Source organism: Acinetobacter sp. YH01018, assembly GCF_013420295.1.
Lineage (GTDB): Bacteria > Pseudomonadota > Gammaproteobacteria > Pseudomonadales > Moraxellaceae > Acinetobacter.
The window spans coordinates 115,084-133,270 of the sequence record NZ_VOYL01000003.1 but is presented as its reverse complement, the minus strand read 5'-3'; the positions used below and the strand labels follow the sequence as shown (position 1 = coordinate 133,270).

17 protein-coding genes are annotated in these 18,187 nt (G+C 39.5%); all 17 read left to right on the top strand.

What is annotated here, in order from left to right:
• Positions 1-563 precede the first annotated feature (563 nt).
• The 17 genes from FTT83_RS02305 (at position 564) to hisS (ending at position 18,182) form a co-directional block, all read left to right on the top strand.
• Positions 564-2,291, top strand: coding sequence for an acetolactate synthase 3 large subunit (locus tag FTT83_RS02305; protein ID WP_086195355.1), 1,728 nt, complete (start codon positions 564-566; stop codon positions 2,289-2,291).
• Positions 2,288-2,779 (top strand): acetolactate synthase small subunit, encoded by a 492-nt coding sequence (gene ilvN / locus FTT83_RS02300; RefSeq protein WP_086195356.1) that lies wholly within the window; start codon positions 2,288-2,290, stop codon positions 2,777-2,779. Before FTT83_RS02305 ends, ilvN begins: the two co-directional genes overlap by 4 nt.
• 109 nt (positions 2,780-2,888) lie before the next feature.
• Positions 2,889-3,905, top strand: a complete 1,017-nt coding sequence (gene ilvC / locus FTT83_RS02295; protein WP_086195357.1) for a ketol-acid reductoisomerase — start codon at positions 2,889-2,891, stop codon at positions 3,903-3,905.
• Positions 3,906-4,093: 188 nt separating this feature from the next.
• The gene (locus tag FTT83_RS02290) at positions 4,094-4,921 is read left to right on the top strand and encodes a hypothetical protein (RefSeq protein WP_180174242.1); all 828 of its coding nucleotides are present in this window, start codon (positions 4,094-4,096) and stop codon (positions 4,919-4,921) included.
• Positions 4,922-5,777: 856 nt separating this feature from the next.
• On the top strand, positions 5,778-6,290 hold the full coding sequence (locus FTT83_RS02285; protein ID WP_086195359.1) for a hypothetical protein: 513 nt from the start codon (positions 5,778-5,780) through the stop codon (positions 6,288-6,290).
• 102 nt (positions 6,291-6,392) lie between these two features.
• Positions 6,393-7,103, top strand: coding sequence for a molecular chaperone (locus tag FTT83_RS02280; protein ID WP_086195360.1), 711 nt, complete (start codon positions 6,393-6,395; stop codon positions 7,101-7,103).
• Positions 7,104-7,109: 6 nt separating this feature from the next.
• A complete protein-coding gene (locus FTT83_RS02275) occupies positions 7,110-9,443 on the top strand; it encodes a fimbria/pilus outer membrane usher protein (RefSeq protein ID WP_086195361.1) in 2,334 nt (777 codons plus the stop codon).
• Positions 9,444-9,456: 13 nt separating this feature from the next.
• Positions 9,457-9,870, top strand: a complete 414-nt coding sequence (locus tag FTT83_RS02270; RefSeq protein ID WP_171263149.1) for a hypothetical protein — start codon at positions 9,457-9,459, stop codon at positions 9,868-9,870.
• Between the two features lie 209 nt (positions 9,871-10,079).
• Complete coding sequence (locus FTT83_RS02265; protein WP_180174241.1) at positions 10,080-11,360, top strand: glycosyltransferase family 1 protein; 1,281 nt, start codon at positions 10,080-10,082, stop codon at positions 11,358-11,360.
• Between the two features lie 31 nt (positions 11,361-11,391).
• On the top strand, positions 11,392-11,943 hold the full coding sequence (locus FTT83_RS02260; protein WP_086195363.1) for a phosphatase PAP2 family protein: 552 nt from the start codon (positions 11,392-11,394) through the stop codon (positions 11,941-11,943).
• A gap of 88 nt (positions 11,944-12,031) precedes the next feature.
• A complete protein-coding gene (gene iscX, locus FTT83_RS02255; protein WP_086195364.1) occupies positions 12,032-12,232 on the top strand; it encodes a Fe-S cluster assembly protein IscX in 201 nt (66 codons plus the stop codon).
• 111 nt (positions 12,233-12,343) lie between these two features.
• Complete coding sequence (ndk, locus tag FTT83_RS02250; RefSeq protein WP_086195365.1) at positions 12,344-12,775, top strand: nucleoside-diphosphate kinase; 432 nt, start codon at positions 12,344-12,346, stop codon at positions 12,773-12,775.
• 122 nt (positions 12,776-12,897) lie between these two features.
• Positions 12,898-14,133: a 23S rRNA (adenine(2503)-C(2))-methyltransferase RlmN gene (gene rlmN, locus FTT83_RS02245; protein WP_086195366.1), complete on the top strand. Its 1,236-nt coding sequence runs from the start codon at positions 12,898-12,900 to the stop codon at positions 14,131-14,133.
• Between the two features lie 60 nt (positions 14,134-14,193).
• Positions 14,194-14,955 carry a type IV pilus biogenesis/stability protein PilW gene (pilW, locus tag FTT83_RS02240; protein WP_166169250.1) on the top strand — a complete coding sequence of 254 codons (762 nt, stop codon included), beginning with the start codon at positions 14,194-14,196 and terminating at the stop codon, positions 14,953-14,955.
• Positions 14,946-15,737, top strand: a complete 792-nt coding sequence (locus FTT83_RS02235; RefSeq protein ID WP_086195368.1) for a helix-turn-helix domain-containing protein — start codon at positions 14,946-14,948, stop codon at positions 15,735-15,737. Before pilW ends, FTT83_RS02235 begins: the two co-directional genes overlap by 10 nt.
• 24 nt (positions 15,738-15,761) lie before the next feature.
• Positions 15,762-16,883, top strand: coding sequence for a flavodoxin-dependent (E)-4-hydroxy-3-methylbut-2-enyl-diphosphate synthase (ispG, locus tag FTT83_RS02230; protein ID WP_086195369.1), 1,122 nt, complete (start codon positions 15,762-15,764; stop codon positions 16,881-16,883).
• A gap of 3 nt (positions 16,884-16,886) precedes the next feature.
• Complete coding sequence (gene hisS, locus FTT83_RS02225) at positions 16,887-18,182, top strand: histidine--tRNA ligase (protein ID WP_180081659.1); 1,296 nt, start codon at positions 16,887-16,889, stop codon at positions 18,180-18,182.
• Positions 18,183-18,187 lie beyond the last annotated feature (5 nt).

The following is an 18,187-nucleotide window of genomic DNA, read 5'->3' as shown; positions in this document are numbered from 1 at the left end:
CAAAAATATATCCAGATACAAAATCAAAGTGTAAGAAATACATTTGAATTAATAAAAACATTTTTTAATAAAATAAATATTCATTCCATTTTATTATAATTTTTATATTTATTTTTTATGAAAATATTTTTTAATTATTTGAAAAATATAAAAAAGTTAATTTTTTTTTATTATGGTGTGCACTGCTAAAGACAAAACTGATGAATAAAAAATGAATAATTTAAAATTAAGCTATAAAAAGCTAATTTTTAAACTTGACTTTAATACTCGAAACCACAAAAATGCTGCTTTAGTTTTATATGCCTTAGATCGATCACCCTTCGAATAAGAGCCTTTTAGCAATGGACTTCTTCTCTAGCCGAGAAGCTGAACAAAGCCAACAAAATATGTTTATCCCAACATGTTTTAGACCTCATATTGCTCAAACAGCGACCAGGTCAGATTTTTTTCTTATTGCTATGAAAACTATGAAATTTGTGTGCTATAACAGAGCACACAGTGAATGAATGAATCACCACAAATGCCCTCCATTTGTGCGTGAAAAAAGATTAGGGTGAATCACGTTGGAACTTTTATCTGGTGGTGAAATGCTTGTTCGCGCATTGGCGGACGAAGGCGTTGAACATGTTTTTGGATATCCAGGCGGCGCAGTACTGCATATTTACGATGCGCTCTTTCAACAAGACAAAATTAATCATTACCTTGTACGTCATGAACAGGCTGCCGGTCATATGGCTGATGCTTATTCGCGTGTAACAGGTAAAACTGGTGTGGTACTTGTCACATCAGGTCCAGGCGCGACAAATACCGTAACGCCAATTGCAACGGCTTATATGGACTCAATCCCAATGGTGATTTTGTCTGGTCAGGTTGCAAGCCATCTTATCGGTGAGGATGCGTTCCAGGAAACCGATATGGTCGGTATTTCTCGTCCAATCGTAAAACACAGTTTCCAAGTGCGTCATGCCAGCGAAATTCCTGCGATTATTAAAAAGGCATTCTATATTGCTTCTTCAGGCCGTCCAGGTCCTGTGGTTGTCGATATTCCTAAAGATGCGACTAATCCTGCAGAAAAATTTGCTTACGAATATCCTGAAAAAGTGAAGATGCGTTCGTATCAGCCACCACATCGTGGTCATTCAGGCCAGATCCGTAAAGCAATTGACGAATTGATCAGTGCTAAACGTCCAGTGATTTACACTGGCGGTGGTGTGGTACAGGGTAATGCCTCAGCATTATTGACTGAATTGGCTCATTTATTGGGCTATCCGGTAACCAATACTTTGATGGGCTTGGGTGCATTCCCGGGCAATGACCCTCAATTTATCGGTATGTTGGGTATGCATGGTACTTATGAAGCTAACATGACCATGCACAATGCAGACTTGATTCTGTGTGTAGGCGCACGTTTTGATGACCGTGTGACCAATAATCCGGCAAAATTCTGTCCAAATGCCAAAGTGATTCATATTGATATTGATCCGGCAACCATTTCTAAAACCATCATGGCGCATATTCCAATTGTGGGTGCGGTAGAGCCGGTACTTCAAGAGATGCTGGTACAGTTGAAACAAATGAATGTTTCAAAACCGAACCCTGAAGATATTGCAGCATGGTGGAAGCAAATTGATGAGTGGCGTGCAGCACACGGCTTAAAAGTTGTAGCCCCAACTGATGGTACGATGAAGCCACAACAAGTCGTTGCCGCTTTAGATAAAATTACCAATAGCCAGGCGATTATTACTTCTGACGTTGGTCAGCATCAGATGTTTGGTGCGTTGTATTACAAATACACGCGTCCACGTCAATGGATTAACTCAGGTGGTTTGGGAACCATGGGTGTAGGCCTGCCTTATGCCATGGCTGCGAAATTGGCATTCCCAGACCAGCAAGTGGTATGTATTACCGGTGAAGCATCGATTCAGATGTGTATCCAGGAATTATCAACATGTAAGCAATATGGCCTAAATGTGAAAATTCTTTGCCTCAACAACCGTGCCTTGGGTATGGTGAAACAGTGGCAGGATATGAACTACGAAGGTCGTCATTCAAGCTCTTATGTTGAATCATTGCCTGACTTTGCTAAGTTGATGGAAGCTTATGGTCACGTGGGCATCCAGATTAACCATGCTGATGAACTTGAATCCAAGCTTGAAGAAGCCATGGCCATCAACGATAAATGCGTATTTATTAACGTTATGGTTGACCGTAGCGAGCATGTATATCCAATGCTGGTTGCGGGTCAGTCGATGCAAGATATGTGGTTAGGAAAAGGGGAGCGCACTCAATGAGACATATCATCTCTGTTCTCGTAGAAAACGAAGCGGGTGCACTTTCACGTCTGGTGGGATTATTCTCTCAACGTGGTTATAACATTGAGACTTTGAATGTTGCACCAACCGAAGACCCAACCATGTCACGTTTGACGCTGACCACGTATGGTGATGATCATAAAATTGAACAAATCACCAAACAGCTGAATAAACTGGTTGAAGTAGTGAAAGTGGTTGATTTGTCTGAGGGTGCGCATATCGAGCGCGAACTGATGCTGATTAAAGTGAAATCACTTGGATCGGCACGTGCAGAAATCAAGCGTACCGCTGACATTTTCCGCGCACAAATTGTGGATGTAACCCCGACGACTTATACCATTCAGATTGCCGGTACAACTGAAAAGCTTGACGGTTTCATTGATGCGCTTGCAGAAAATACCATTCTTGAAGTAGTGCGTTCAGGTGTATCGGGCATCGCACGTGGCGAAAAAGTTTTAACAGTCTAATTTTTTAACACATTCTACTCATCGTGGAGATGAGGATCCAGGTCAATGAATACCAATAACATCATTGACCTGGATAAAAGGAAACATAAGCATTTAAGCGGAGACAGCAATGCAAATTTTTTACGATAAAGACGCAGACTTATCGATCATCCAATCTAAGAAAGTAGCGATCATTGGTTATGGTTCACAAGGTCACGCGCATGCGCTTAACCTTAAAGACTCTGGCGTTGACGTAACTGTAGGTTTACGTGCTGGTTCGACTTCTTGGAAAAAAGCTGAAAATGCTGGTCTTAAAGTTTCAGAAGTTCCTGCTGCTGTTGCTCAAGCTGACTTAGTCATGATTTTGACTCCAGATGAGTTCCAATCTCAACTTTACCGTGACGTGATCGAGCCAAACATCAAACAAGGCGCGACTCTAGCATTTGCTCACGGTTTCTCTGTTCTTTACAACCAAGTTGTGCCACGTGCTGACTTAGACGTAATCATGATTGCGCCTAAAGCACCAGGTCACACTGTACGTTCTGAATTCCAACGTGGTTCAGGTGTTCCTGATTTAATCGCGATTCACCAAGATGCTTCTGGTAACGCGCGTAATGTAGCACTTTCTTACGCTTCAGGCGTAGGTGGCGGCCGTACCGGTATCATCGAAACTTCATTCCGTGAAGAAACTGAAACTGACTTGTTCGGTGAGCAAGCGGTTCTTTGTGGTGGTGCTGTTGAACTGGTTAAAATGGGCTTCGAAACTCTTGTTGAAGCGGGTTATGCGCCTGAAATGGCTTACTTCGAATGTCTACACGAACTTAAATTGATCGTTGACTTGATGTTTGAAGGCGGTATCGCGGACATGAACTATTCAGTATCGAACAATGCTGAATATGGCGAATACGTAACTGGTGTTGAAGTGATCAACGAACAGTCTCGTGAAGCAATGCGTAATGCGCTTAAACGTATCCAATCTGGTGAATATGCGAAAATGTTCATCCAGGAAGGTGCGTTGAACTACCCATCTATGACTGCTCGTCGTCGTCAAAACGCTGCTCATGGTATCGAAGTAACAGGTAACAAGTTACGTGCAATGATGCCTTGGATTCAAGCGAACAAAATCGTTGACAAAGAGAAGAACTAATTTTTTAGTTTAATCTTTAAAAAACCCTTGTTGATACAAGGGTTTTTTATTGTCTAAAGTATTTTTAGTTTTTTGATGAAGATCAGTCTATTAATAATTCGCAACAAAACACAGCGGCTGAGGATAGATCAAATGTAATTTTAAGTGTGATAGAGTAGACATAATTTATTGTTAAGTTTGGCTGAGTAATGAAAACTCAAATCCTGCTATGTCTTACCACTTTATCTTTTGCATGTTTAAGTTTTGCAGAAACAGTGCCTGTAACCAGGATTGATCACCTTAAATCTTTCACAAATGTTCGGGTCTCTATGCAGCGAATGTTGCGTTCAGATGATGGACGCTATTTTCTTGATTTGTATGCAGGAATCTGGAATCCACACGGCAAATTCCATGATTTGAACGAGCAAAAAGCGATTGCTTTTAAAGGTTTGCAAAAAGGAGATCAGCTTAATCTTAAATCGGTAAGTGTAGAGGGGGAGGCAACAGCATCTGAACAATATCAGTTGAATGGAAATTTAAATGCCAATACAGGACAGATGTCATCAGTTTTGATCACAGCAAAGAATAACGAAAGTATTCCAATTCAATTTGGGCCTGCATTTACAGCAGTAGAAAAGCCGCTGTTCATATTTAAATTTTATGGTCTTGAAAATCTCCAACAGCCTTATGGAAGAGCCTTAAAACAAGTGGATGTATGGAATAAAACGACCAATACAGTCGTTCAAAGTTTGTCAGGGTTTACTGCTTATCCCAAGAGTATTGGCTATATGGATATTAATCTTGATGGCTATTATGACATCGTGCTTTCAGATACTTCCAATGAACGAAAAATTGAAGATAAGCGCTTTATCTACTGGATGTATAACCCTAAAACCCATCAATTTCAACGCTCCCCCCAATTAGAAAATATTACTGGATTTCCAGCTGTTCAGGGAGAAAAACAACAAATTGATTTCGGTTATGGGCAGGTCTATCAAGTAAAAGATGGCTTATTAAATCGGGTAGAAAATAATTGAAAAATATTTTATAAAATATTTTTTTAAAAAATATAAATAAAAAATGAATTTGCATTAATTATTATTAAAAGAAAAATATTTAATTGGATGAATGTTTATCTTATAAATTCCTTAAATATTTATATGAATAATATTTTTTACTAAATGGTTATATGTCAAATTTTTATAACCATAAAATATTACATGTTGTATTAAATAAAGTCAGATACATTACGGTTGAGAAAACATTGGTATTAAATAAAAACAAGACTAAAAATAATTTTTTCGCCTTCTCTTTTTTATAAAAATAATTTATATAAGTTTTATTTTTGTTTAAGTGGTTATTTTCTAAATGAATTTATTTTTTTTTGATGGAATTTGGAATTAAATTTATTGTGCCTAAAGAACAGTATTAATGTTTGAAAAATAAAGTAAAATTATCGATAAAATCACATATTTTTTAAATAATAAGCTGTAATTTACAAACTTTTGTAAATTATGTAACTTTATTTTAAACTAGTGTAAGTTGAGATAATTTTAAAAATAATAATAAAATTAGTGATTTAGTTGTTTTTATGTGTTTTGAAGATTATTTTATTGTTTTTTTATTTGACATAATTGGAAACATTTCTAAATTGTATCAATTTATTTTGTATCGTAACCTTATTATAAATATAGAATTAAAGTTGTAAAGCAAATAAAAAACAAACATTAAATTGATGTATTGTGAATAATACCATTTTTGCATTTTTTAAAATTAAAGATAATAAGATAGGTCAACGGTTACGTAACCTTACTCATAATAAAAAGAGTTACATCGTAATCGTTAAAATAACTATACACACATATTCTTTTAAAAAAAGAAATGGAGAAAATCATGAATAAAATGACCCAAGCTGCATTAGCGGCATTAGTACTTGGCGTTTGTGCAACAGGCGTGTATGCAGAAGATGATTTGGCAAGAGGGATACCAACTCCACCACCACCTTCAGGTTGTGATGTAGATTGTAGTGGTAAAATTGATATTAAACTTAAAGTTGAACCGCATTGTGAACTACAAGTACTTACTCCTACTTTGACTTTACAAGATAAAGTGGGTGGCGATACTGCACAGGGCAGTTTCCGTGTTGGGGCAAATGCACAGTTTAAGATTGGTTTAACAACTGCAAATGGTTCTAAACTTAAAATGGGTGCTAATGAAATTCCTGTTACAATTACCACCAAACGTAATGGTACAACCACTATTCCTTTGAATGCGACAACAGCAGGTCAACCATTTACGCCAGGAGGGTGGACGCCTTATGATGTTACTGTTGTAAGTCCACAAGTTGGTGTATCTAAACCAGTAGGTACTTATACTGAAGAATTGCGAATTGCTGTTTCATTCTAATTTTTAATTAGAAATAAAAAAAGTTGGTATCACTTTATAGTGATGCCAACTTCACTATAAAAAGATCAAAATTTAAAAATAAAAAATAATAGGTAGGGGAAAATGAATAAGTTATTTTCGATGTTCGCTATTTCTATTGTGTTGGCATGTTCACAGACAATTTATGCAGGACTAAAAATTACGCCTATCCAACTATATATATCGGATGTTAAAAAACAGCGTAGTGCTACCGTTACATTAGATTATAGTGAATCTGATCAAGCTAAAATATTTGAAGTTTCTGCCGTTAAATGGGGACAAAATGCAGAAGGGGAAGATGTTTTAGAGCCTGATAATTCCGTAGTGATTAATCCTAAAAACTTTGTATTACAACCCAATAGTAAGCAGATTGTTCGGGTAGGGTTTACTCAAATGCAAGCCCCAAAAAAAGAAGAAACTTGGCGAATCATTTTTAATGAAATTGCACCTACTGTAAAAGAGTCAAAAGTTAATTTCCTGTTTAATATTTCTGTCCCACTATTCGTAGGGGTACAAGAAAAAGTGAAGCTAAATTTTAACCCGGTATATAATGGATCACAGCTTTCATTAAATGTGAAAAATAATACCAATACACATGTTCAAATTAAAAAAATAACCATTCTAGATGACAAGAAAAAAGAAGTTGCAGTCACTACAGATATGAAATATTTACTTAATAATCAGCAACAAAAATTTAATTTTGGTGAGATTAAGTTGGGGAATTTCAATAAATATAAATTAATTATTGAAACAGATAGAAGTGAATTGCCGATGGAATTTAATTTGTCAGGGTGAGGGGTTATGCAAAAAATCATATTGTTTTTGCCATGTATATTTTTAAATATAGTCCTACCTATTCAGCGGGTAAATGCAGAGGAGAACAATGTTTTTTTTAGTAACGTCTGGTTAAATGGTATAGATAAAAATATAGAAACATTAGTATTTGAAGAAGATAAAAAAATATATATAGAGTGCCAATCTTTAAATGCTTTAGAGTTGAAAGGAGATTATTTTCCTGTCCATCCCATAAAAAAAGAGTTTTGCTTGGTTTCACTGAACCCAGCTCTTGCTGAAATAGATACACATGTACAGTCAGTAAAACTAACAGTACCCGCAGAGTATTTTCAAGCTAAAGAAATAGATCAAGAAAAATTGATTATGCCTAATAGGGCAGCTTTGGGTGCTTTTTTAAATTATGATCTTTTTTATGAGCAGACTTCACAGGATGACCAATTTAATTCATTAGCAGAATTAGGGGTGTTTAAAGATTATTGGTTATTTCAAAATTCTACGCTTATACGAAATTTAACTGAGAATGAACAGGCTCTGGCACCAGAAGAGGTAAAACAAGAAAAAATAGTTCGTCTAAGGTCCGCTTTTGATCTAGATTTTCCTGATAAGTTTTTAAGTTTAACCGTGGGTGATACCACTACTATTTCCAACCCCTTCGTTAATTCAGTACGTTATGGTGGTTTAAGTTTTGGAACAAATTTTACAGATCGGCCTGACTATATTTATTGGAATATGCCGACTTTAAAAGGAAGCGCTGTTTTACCCTCAACTGTGGATTTATATATTAATGGGGTTAGTATTTCTCAACAAAGAATTACTCCGGGGAATTATACTTTACAGCCTGGTGCATTGATTCAACAATCTGGAGATGCTCAGGTAGTGGTAGAAGATATTTTGGGTAATAAAACAGTCCAGAGTTTTCCTGTATATATTAATAATAAACTGCTTAAACCTGGGTTAAATGAATATAATATTTCTTTAGGTAAGATTAGATATAACTATGATCTTCAAAGTAATGATTATAGGGAATTTTTTTCTAATATCTATTTTAGGCGGGGTATAAGTAATTTAACTACCCTTGGGTTTAATGCTACATATAGTGAAGAAGTAAAGAATCTGGGTTTATTATGGACTCAAGCGATTAGTAAATATGCATTATTAGACGCTTTTATTGCAGGAAGTGATAGTAATGATGGATCTGGCTATTCGGTAGGTGGCTCGATTAGTCGTACTGTAAATAATATTTACTTGGGTTTTAGTGGGCAGTATTCCACTGATAATTATAAAACTTTGGGCTATAGCAATGAAGTACTTATTCCAAAATATGATTATATTTTTTATTTCAGTATGTATGATTTGCCAATAATAAATAATTTTAATTTAAATTATTTAGAACGAATTTATTATGAAAATGATAATTTTAATATTTCAGATAGCCGTATATTAAATCTAAGTATTTCTAAAATGCTGCGTTCAAATCTTTCATTTAGTATTTCAGGCTTTAAAGAGTTTGCTGGTGATAAAAATTCTGGTGCATATTTATCTTTAAACTATAGCTTAGGTAATAACAAGAATGCTTACTTCTCGCATTCAACAGATAATGAAACAAGGGTGCAATTTGTCAAAGCATCTCCAGCACAAACTGGGTTTGATTATGTTTTGGGGGCAAATCAGCGTCGTGGAAATTTAGCTTATCAAGCTGCGGGTTTATTAAAATCAAATGTAGGTGATTTACGTGTTCAATTGGACCAATCTGATGAATATGAAAATAATCAGGTGATTTATCGCGGGGCTATTGTCTGGTTGGGTGGAAAAGTAGCATTAACAAAATCTGTTGATAATGCATTCGCTTTAGTTAAAGTTCAGGATTCTCCAGAGATTGATGTTGCAAGGTCATTATCTCCTGTAGGAAGTACCAATAAAAATGGCTATTTATTTGTACATAATATTATTCCTTATGTGCCCTATGATATTTCGTTTGACCAAAATCAGTTAGCAATTGAAGATGCATTTGATTATTCGAGCCAAAAAATGATTGGCTTAAATCAACGGGGCTATATTCTAGATTTTCCTGTATATCATACCCAACAAGTCATTTTGCGTTTATTGGATCAAAATAATCAACAGATGCCTCGTACAAGCGAAGTATATATCAATGGTGAAGAGAGCCAGTATTTCCCTGTGGATGCCCAGGGTAGGGTGTATTTATATGGATTAAAACCGAATAAATATCGGTTTTTAGCGAAAGCCAAGGGTGGCGAGACATGTCAGGGTACTTTTGAGGTGTCAAATCAGAACCAAAAAGCGCTAGAGCAGTCAGTTATGGATGTTATTTGTCGCTAGAGAGGGTATTACAATGAAAAAAATTATCATGGTCATTTTACTCTATGCAAATTGTGCTTTCGCTTATGCGGGGCAATGCTATTTAAATGCTATATCCGAACCGGTCATGCATTTGGCAGATTATTATCATAGTTTTGCTGCAACTTCCTTTAAAGTCTTTTGTGACCAGTCCTATGCAATTAAATTTAGCAGTCAAAATTTGCGTAGCTCGGATGGTTCGAGTTATGTATCAAATGGTACTTACCGCTTGAAAACCCGAATGAATATTTCGGGTCCTGTGAGAAATCAGTGGAATGTGCCTCTTTCCCAGTCGGGAAATTCAAAAGATAGTAAATATGTCATTGCGGTACGATTGGAAGAACAGCCTTCTATACGTACGCCAGTTGGCATATATAGCGATGTAATATACGTAAACCTATTATTTTAATTATTTTGTATGCCAGTGAAGGACTGGTCTGTAATTGAACGTAAACGTAAAACTGAAAAGAGCTGTTTAAAATAGCTAGCTTTGGAAGAGGAGCGTGTTTTTATTGGCTGTTAGCATTATACAACGTTTCAATAAACAGTCATCTAAGAATCATCAAACTGAAAGAATTAACATCTAAGCTAAATCTAAAATAACGATATAGGTGCTGTATGGCAAATTTGTATGCGAGCAACCTGCTAAGACAACAAAATTTTCCAGAAAATTTCCAATTTTATTTTAAAAAAAATAAGCAAGACCGCATTTTTGATGATGTCGCGATACTCACTGGGTTAATTCGCCCACGGCTGAAAATTGCCATTGTGACAGAAACCTGGTCTCCAGAAATTAATGGCGTGGCACTGTCTCTATTGCAACTCTGCAAGGGTTTGCAGAAACAGGGCCATAAAATTTTACTGATTCGGCCGGAACAAAAGCAGCTGTGTGATCAATTTTTGCCAAATCAGCAGTGTTTAGTCAAAGCTCAGGCTATTCCTCAATATCCAAGCTTGCAATTTGGCTGGCCACAATTTTTAAAAGTTTCTCAGGCATTGGATCAGTTTGCACCAAATGTTGTGCATATTGTTACAGAAGGACCATTGGGATTAAGCGTTTTGCAGGCAGCGAAGACAAAGGGCATACCTGTTTCAAGTGCCTTCCATTCACCTTTTCAAGAATTTAGTCGCTATTTCGATTTAGCCTTTTTAATTAAGCCCATTCAGCGTTATTTACGTTGGTTTCATAACAATACACAACTGACCTGTATTCCCAGTAAAGATACTGAATATATTTTAAGAGAATTTGGCATTTGTTGTCCTTTTGTTGTGGTGGGGCGTGGCGTGGATGTTACGCATTTTTCACCCCAACATTACTCCAGCGTTTTACGTCAGCAATGGCAGGCAACACCGAGTACTCAGGTCATGCTTTATGTGGGACGGTTGTCACCTGAAAAGGAAATAGATGTTCTGGTTCAAGCCTATCTCTCCATGAAGAAAAATAACCCGGATATCAAACTGGTGATTGTGGGTGATGGTCCGGAGCGTGGTCGTCTCGAAACATTATGCCAAGGACATGATGTCATTTTTACAGGAAATTTATCAGGTCAGAAACTTGCCCAAGCTTATGCAAGTGCAAATGTTTTTGTATTTGCCAGTCAGGTTGAAACCTTTGGCAATGTGGTGCTGGAGGCCATGGCAAGCGGTTTGCCAGTGATTGCCTATAATTATGCCTGTGCACATTTGCATATTAAACACGGCTTGACAGGTTGGCTGAGTTCTTTGGGTGATAAGACAGGTTTTATGCAGTCAATGTATCAGTTGCCGAGCAATCAGCAATTGAAACATATGGGACTGGAAGCTCGAAAGGCCGTGCAACATATAGGTTGGCAATATCCAGTGCAACAATTTGAGCAAGCACTGTATACGGTAGCGATGGAGACAGCAATGACATCCTAAATTTTAAGCGACAGCTTAAAGGAGCATCATCATGGATTTAAAAAAAGCAAAAATAACGATGTTGGATCTGGATTTAAAAGGGTGCTTGTATTTGAATAATTTTTCACATTCACATACGGTAGCCCACTTTTTTAAAATAATCAGCCGTTTTGGCAATGGTTTGTTCTGGTTCATTATGCTCGCCAGTCTATGGGTGCTGGAAGGGGTATTTTATATTGTACAAGTGTTATATCTACTGGTTAGCGGATCGGTAGGTACCGTAATTTATAAAATCTTAAAACAAAAAACGGTACGTCCTCGACCTTATCAAGTACATCAGGTGATTCGATTGCAAGAACCGCCGCTCGACCATTTCAGTTTTCCTTCTGGTCATACCCTGCATGCTGTCATGGCCAGTACGGTCATGGGTTATATTCAGCCCATGCTATTGATTCTGATGTTACCTTTTACCATTCTGGTGGCGATATCACGGATGGTATTGGGGCTACATTATCCGAGTGACGTGCTGGTAGGCGCATTGATTGGTGTCGTGATTGCTGGTGGCATTATTGAGAGTGCGCCTTTTTTTAATATCATGTTGTAAAAATGCAGCTGATCAATCAGGAAAATCACGCGATTTTTCCAAAATTTGCTAAAGTATTGCCACTGATTTGAACATATTAGGAATAGCCATGGGTTTGCGTTGGACAGATACTATTGATATTGCGATTGAGCTTTCTGAAGCACATCCAGATGTAGATCCGCAATGGATTCGTTTTACCGATTTACACGCTTGGGTATGTGCATTACCAGACTTTAATGATGACCCAACCAAATCGACTGAAGGTTTGCTGGAAGGAATTCAAATGGCTTGGATTGATGAAGTGCGTTAAGCGCTACATCGAAAAAAGCAATTTTTTTACATATCAAAAGCAGAAAAAAGCCCATTATTCGGTATAATGCGGCAAATTTTCATGTCAACAATTGATTTAAGGAGCCAATCAATGGCTATTGAACGTACTTTATCTATCGTTAAACCAGACGCAGTTGCTAAAAACCACATCGGCGACATCTTTGCTCGTTTCGAAAAAGCTGGTCTTCAAATCGTTGCAACTAAAATGAAACACTTGACTCAAGCTGAAGCTGAAGGCTTCTATGCTGAGCACAAAGAACGTGGTTTCTTTGGTGATTTAGTTGCGTTCATGACTTCTGGTCCAGTTGTAGTTTCAGTTCTTGAAGGCGAAAACGCAGTTCTTGCTCACCGTGAAATCCTTGGCGCAACTAACCCTAAAGAAGCTGCTCCTGGTACTATCCGTGCAGACTTTGCTGTAAGCATCGACGAAAATGCTGCTCACGGTTCTGACTCTGTAGCATCTGCTGACCGCGAAATTAACTATTTCTTCGCGCAAACTGAGATTGCTCCACGTACTCGTTAATACGCAGTATTCAAGCCAGATAAGTGTTATTATACTTATCTGGTTTTTTTATTCTCTGAATAATCCTCTGCTCAGATATTGAGCTTCTCCTTTCATCTTTAGGCATGGTTTAGGTAATACACATGAGTACTGAAGTAGTCGCTACATCAGCAATTTCTGATGCACAGCAACCATCTCCATCCGCTCCGACGCAGCAAAATTCTGTGGAAAAAGTGAACTTACTTGGCATGTCACGTCCGCAAATGGAAAAATTCTTCGAAGATATGGGTGAGAAGAAATTTCGTGCCGGGCAGGTGATGAAATGGATTCACCAATTCTTCGTGACCGACTTTGCTGAAATGACCAATATTTCCGGCAAACTGCGTGAAAAATTAGAAAAGATTTGTGAAATTAAAGCCCCGGAAGTGGTGCATAAAAACTATTCCAAAGATGGTACCCGTAAGTGGGTGTTCCGTGTCGGTGATGGTGATGGTTCTCTGGTTGAAACCGTGCTGATTCCGGCAGAAGACAAAACCGGTTCTCGTAAAACCCTGTGTATTTCTTCACAGGTCGGCTGTGCACTGGACTGTTCATTTTGTTCTACGGGCAAACAGGGTTTCCAGCGTGATTTAAGCCAGGCTGAAATTATCGGTCAGCTGTGGATGGCAAATTATTCCTATATGGAAGATGTGCCTGTGGCAGAGCGTGAGCGTTCTGTGACCAATGTGGTGATGATGGGCATGGGTGAGCCATTGTTGAACTACGATGCCGTGCTGAATTCAATGCGTATCATGCTCGATGATTTTGCATATGGCATGTCTAAACGCCGTGTGACCTTGTCGACTTCGGGCGTGGTGCCAAAAATTGACCAGTTGGCGCAAGATATTGATGTCGCCTTGGCGATTTCATTGCATGCCACCAATGATGAGCTGCGTAACGAGCTGGTGCCGATCAATAAAAAATATCCTTTAGAGCAGTTGATTGCGGCTTGTCAGCGCTATATTGGCAAAGATGGCAATGAAAGCTCACGTAAGCACGTGACCATTGAATATGTGATGCTGGATGGCGTGAATGACCATCCTGAACATGCACAGCAAATGATTAAGCTGTTAAAGAACTTGCCAAGTAAAATTAACCTGATTCCATTTAATCCGTTCCCGCATGCACCCTATGGGCGTTCCAGCCGTAACCGGATTATTTCTTTCCAAAAAACTTTGTCTGATGCCGGTTTTGTGTGTACGATTCGTCAGACGCGTGGTGATGATATTGATGCCGCGTGTGGACAGTTAGTTGGACAAGTTGCTGACCGTACCCGTCGTGCGGAACAGTGGAAAAAGAAAGTGGCGCAGCAGAATGAGATTCTGCGCACTCAAGGATAATAAAGGGGATGTCAATTGAGAAAGCCCACATATAAATTAGCTTTTATTACAACAATTTGTATGTCCGCGATTTTTGTTGCCGGGTGCCAAGCACCAGCAACAATCGGGAAAAAAGATCCTGAGAAGGCAGTGAAAGTTCGCACTCAATTGGCGGCAGAATATATTAAGTCTGGTGATCTGGATTCAGCAAAACGTACTCTGGATCAGGCACTGGAAGTAGATTCACGTGATTCAACAGCAAATATGATGATGGGGGTTTTACTGCAACAAGAGGGCAGTAAAATCAGCATGGACAAAGCAGAGAGCTATTTTAAGCGCGCAATTTCTGCTGATCCGAAAAATGCACAAGCGCGTAACAACTACGGTACTTATTTGTATCAAATTGAGCGTTATAATGACGCGCTTGAACAACTCAATGTGGCCGGAACTACGTTGGGCTATGAACAACGCTACAGAGCATTGGAAAATGCGGGACGGATTTATTTAAAGCAAGGCGATATGGTGAATGCTGAAAAAACATTCAAACAGGCTCTGCAAGTAAATCGTGACTCTTATGTTTCAATGTTAGAGTTGTCAGAAATTTTTTATCTCAAACAGCAGACCGCCGCTGCAACACAATTGTATGAACAGTTTGTGCGCAGTGTTGGTCAAAAGAATCAAGGTGCGCGTGCGCTTTGGATTGGTATCCGAATTGCGCGGGCAAATAGCGACCCAATGGGAACGCAGGTGCTTGTCAATCAGTTGCGCGCGCTTTTTCCCGAGAGTCCGGAATACCAACGTTATCTGCAATTACAGTACAGTACTGAGGCCGTATGGAAGTAAATCCTAATTCACCGCAATCGAATGGTTCAAGCGTAGTACCCACTGCGTTAGGAAATGTTCAGCGTCCAGGCGAGTACTTACGTCAAGTTCGAATTGCACAAAAGCGTGAATTAAGTGAAGTGGTCAAAGATTTAAATATCCCTATAAAGACTTTGACTGCTTTAGAACAAGATGATTATAAGTCTTTGCCGGAAGCTACCTTTATTAAGGGTTATTATCGTACCTATGCGAAGTACCTGAAGGTGGATGCAAGTTCTATCATTCAACGTTTTGATGAAATTTATCAAAATGATACAGGATTGTTGCCCAATCATGCCTTAAACAATTCACCAATTAAAATCATGGGTAAGCTACCGGGTTCTAATCGTGATCGTAACAAGAAATGGTTAAAACGTATTCTGCTTGCTTTGGTGGCACTGATTGTCATCGCTGCTGTTGTGATGGGGATACAAAACTGGTCATCCAGCAAAGATGCCCAGAGCCCTGAAGCAGCACCTGCCGAATCCGATGTGCAGGTGCTGAATCTGGATAACTCGACTGTAGTTTCGGGCGACCAGCTTGAGTTAGAGTTTAGCCAGCCAACTTCTGTGCATATTGTAGATTCAACGGGTAAAGTGTTGGCAACAGGCCGTCAGGCATCTACCTTGAAGCTGAATGGTGAAACCCCTTTCCAGATTCGTCTGGATGATGCAGCATCGGTAACGTTGAAGTTAAACAATGAAAATATTGCATTGTCACCTTATACCGTCAACGGAAAAGCAGATTTCCGTTTGTCACGTTAATGAGTCAAGAATAGAGCGATAGCAATGATTGAAAATCCGATTAAGCGCCGTCCCACTCGTAAAATTCGTGTCGGTTCTGTGTATGTAGGTGGTGATGCCCCGATCAGCATCCAGAGTATGACCAATACCGAAACCTGTGATGTTGCTGCAACTGTTGCACAAATTCAGCGTTGTGTAGATGCCGGTGCCGATATCATGCGTGTTTCCGTACCCAGTATGGAAGCAGCGGCCGCATTCGGTGAAATTCGCAAGCAGGTGAATGTTCCGCTGGTGGCTGACATTCACTTCGACTATAAAATTGCTTTAGCGGTGGCGGATGCGGGTGCAGACTGTTTACGGATTAATCCGGGCAATATTGGCTCGGAAGCAAAAATTCGTGAAGTGGTGGCTGCGGCGAAACATCATGACATTTCTATGCGGATCGGGGTGAATGCCGGTTCACTGGAAAAAGATATCCAGAAAAAATATGGCGAACCAACTGGTCAGGCATTGCTTGAATCGGCCATGCGTCATATCGATATTTTAGACCGCTTAGACTTCCATGAGTTTAAAGTGTCGGTGAAAGCTTCGAACGTATTCCTGACTATGGATGCATATCGTCTTTTATCTCAACAAATTGATAATCCACTGCATTTAGGTGTGACCGAAGCCGGTATCTACCGTACCGGTTCAGTGAAGTCGGCGATCGCTTTAGGTGGTCTACTGATGGAAGGCATTGGCGATACCATGCGTATTTCACTGGCGGCCGAGCCTGAAGAAGAAATCAAGATCGGTTTTGATATTTTAAAATCACTGGGTCTTCGTTCCAACGGCATTAACTTCATTGCCTGCCCAAGCTGTTCACGCCAAGAATTTAACGTGATTAAAGTGATGCAGGCACTGGAAGAACGTCTGGAAGATATTCGTACTCCAATGGATGTATCCGTGATTGGCTGTAAAGTGAATGGTCCGGGTGAAGCCAAAGAAGCCGATATTGGCGTAGTAGGTGCAAGTCCGCGTTCACTGGTGTATCGTAATGGCGAGAAAAGCCATTTAATCGATACCAATCAATTGGTTGATGAAATCGAATCTATGGTTCGTCAACGTGTTTCCGAGCTTGAAGAAGCTAAATCTAAAGAGATTATTCGCACAGGTTTTTCTGAGTAGATCATGAGTTCAATTGTCGCAATCAAAGGTTTTAATGACATTCTTCCAACGCAAACCCCCGCGTGGAGATGTCTTGAACAACATTTAGCATCACTTATGGATGCTTATGGTTACCAGCAAATCCGTTTGCCGATGGTTGAGCAGACCAATCTGTTCAAGCGTTCAATTGGTGATGCAACCGATATCGTCGAAAAAGAAATGTACACTTTTCTGGACAAAGGTAATCCACCTGAGTCTTTGACGCTGCGTCCAGAAGGAACTGCAGGCTGTGTACGTGCCATGCTTGAGCATAACTTGCTTCGCGGTGCAACTCCGCGTGTGTGGTATATCGGGCCAATGTTCCGTTATGAAAAACCGCAAAAAGGCCGTTATCGCCAGTTCCACCAGTTTGGTGTGGAAACTTTTGGCGTGGCAACACCCGACCAAGATGCAGAACTGATTCTGATGACGGCACGTTTGTGGAAACGTATGGGTGTTGCGGACAAAGTTAAACTTGAACTCAACACCTTAGGTGAGTCGGATGAGCGTGCAGCATACCGTGCAGCACTGGTTGAATTCCTGGAATCGCATAAAGCCGATCTGGATGAAGATTCTCAGCGCCGTTTAACCACGAATCCGCTCCGTATTCTTGATTCTAAAGATGCGAAGACACAGTCGATTCTGGAAAATGCGCCTAAGCTGCATGATTTCATGGGTGAAGAAACCTTGGCGCATTTTGCTCAGCTTCAGCAATATTTGACTGATGCTGGCGTAAGCTTTGTTATTAACCAGAAGTTGGTACGTGGTCTGGACTACTACAACAAAACAGTCTTTGAATGGACCACCACGCATTTGGGTTCACAAGGTACCGTATGTGCCGGTGGTCGTTATGATGGTCTGGTTGGTCAGCTTAAAGGCAAGCCTGATCAGTCGGTGCCTGCGGTGGGCTTTGCCATGGGTATGGAGCGTTTGTTGCTGCTACTTGAACAGGTGGAAGACAATACGCCAGTCCGTGACTGTGAAATGTTCCTGGTTTCAGACCCTGCAACTCAAGGTCAAGCCTTGGTGCTTGCTGAACAGATCCGTGACCAGCTTGAAGCAGCCAATAGCCGTATCCGTTTAAAAACCGGTTCACAAGGTTCAATGAAGAGTCAGATGAAAAAAGCCGATCAGGCGGGTGCTGTTTATGCTTTAATCTTTGGTGGGCGTGAAGCTGAAGTGCAGCACATTCTGGTCAAAGAACTGGCAACAGCAGAACAGACTGAAATTGCAGTGACTGACTTTGTGCCATTTATCATTGAAAAATTTTCTTCAAAATAAGCCGA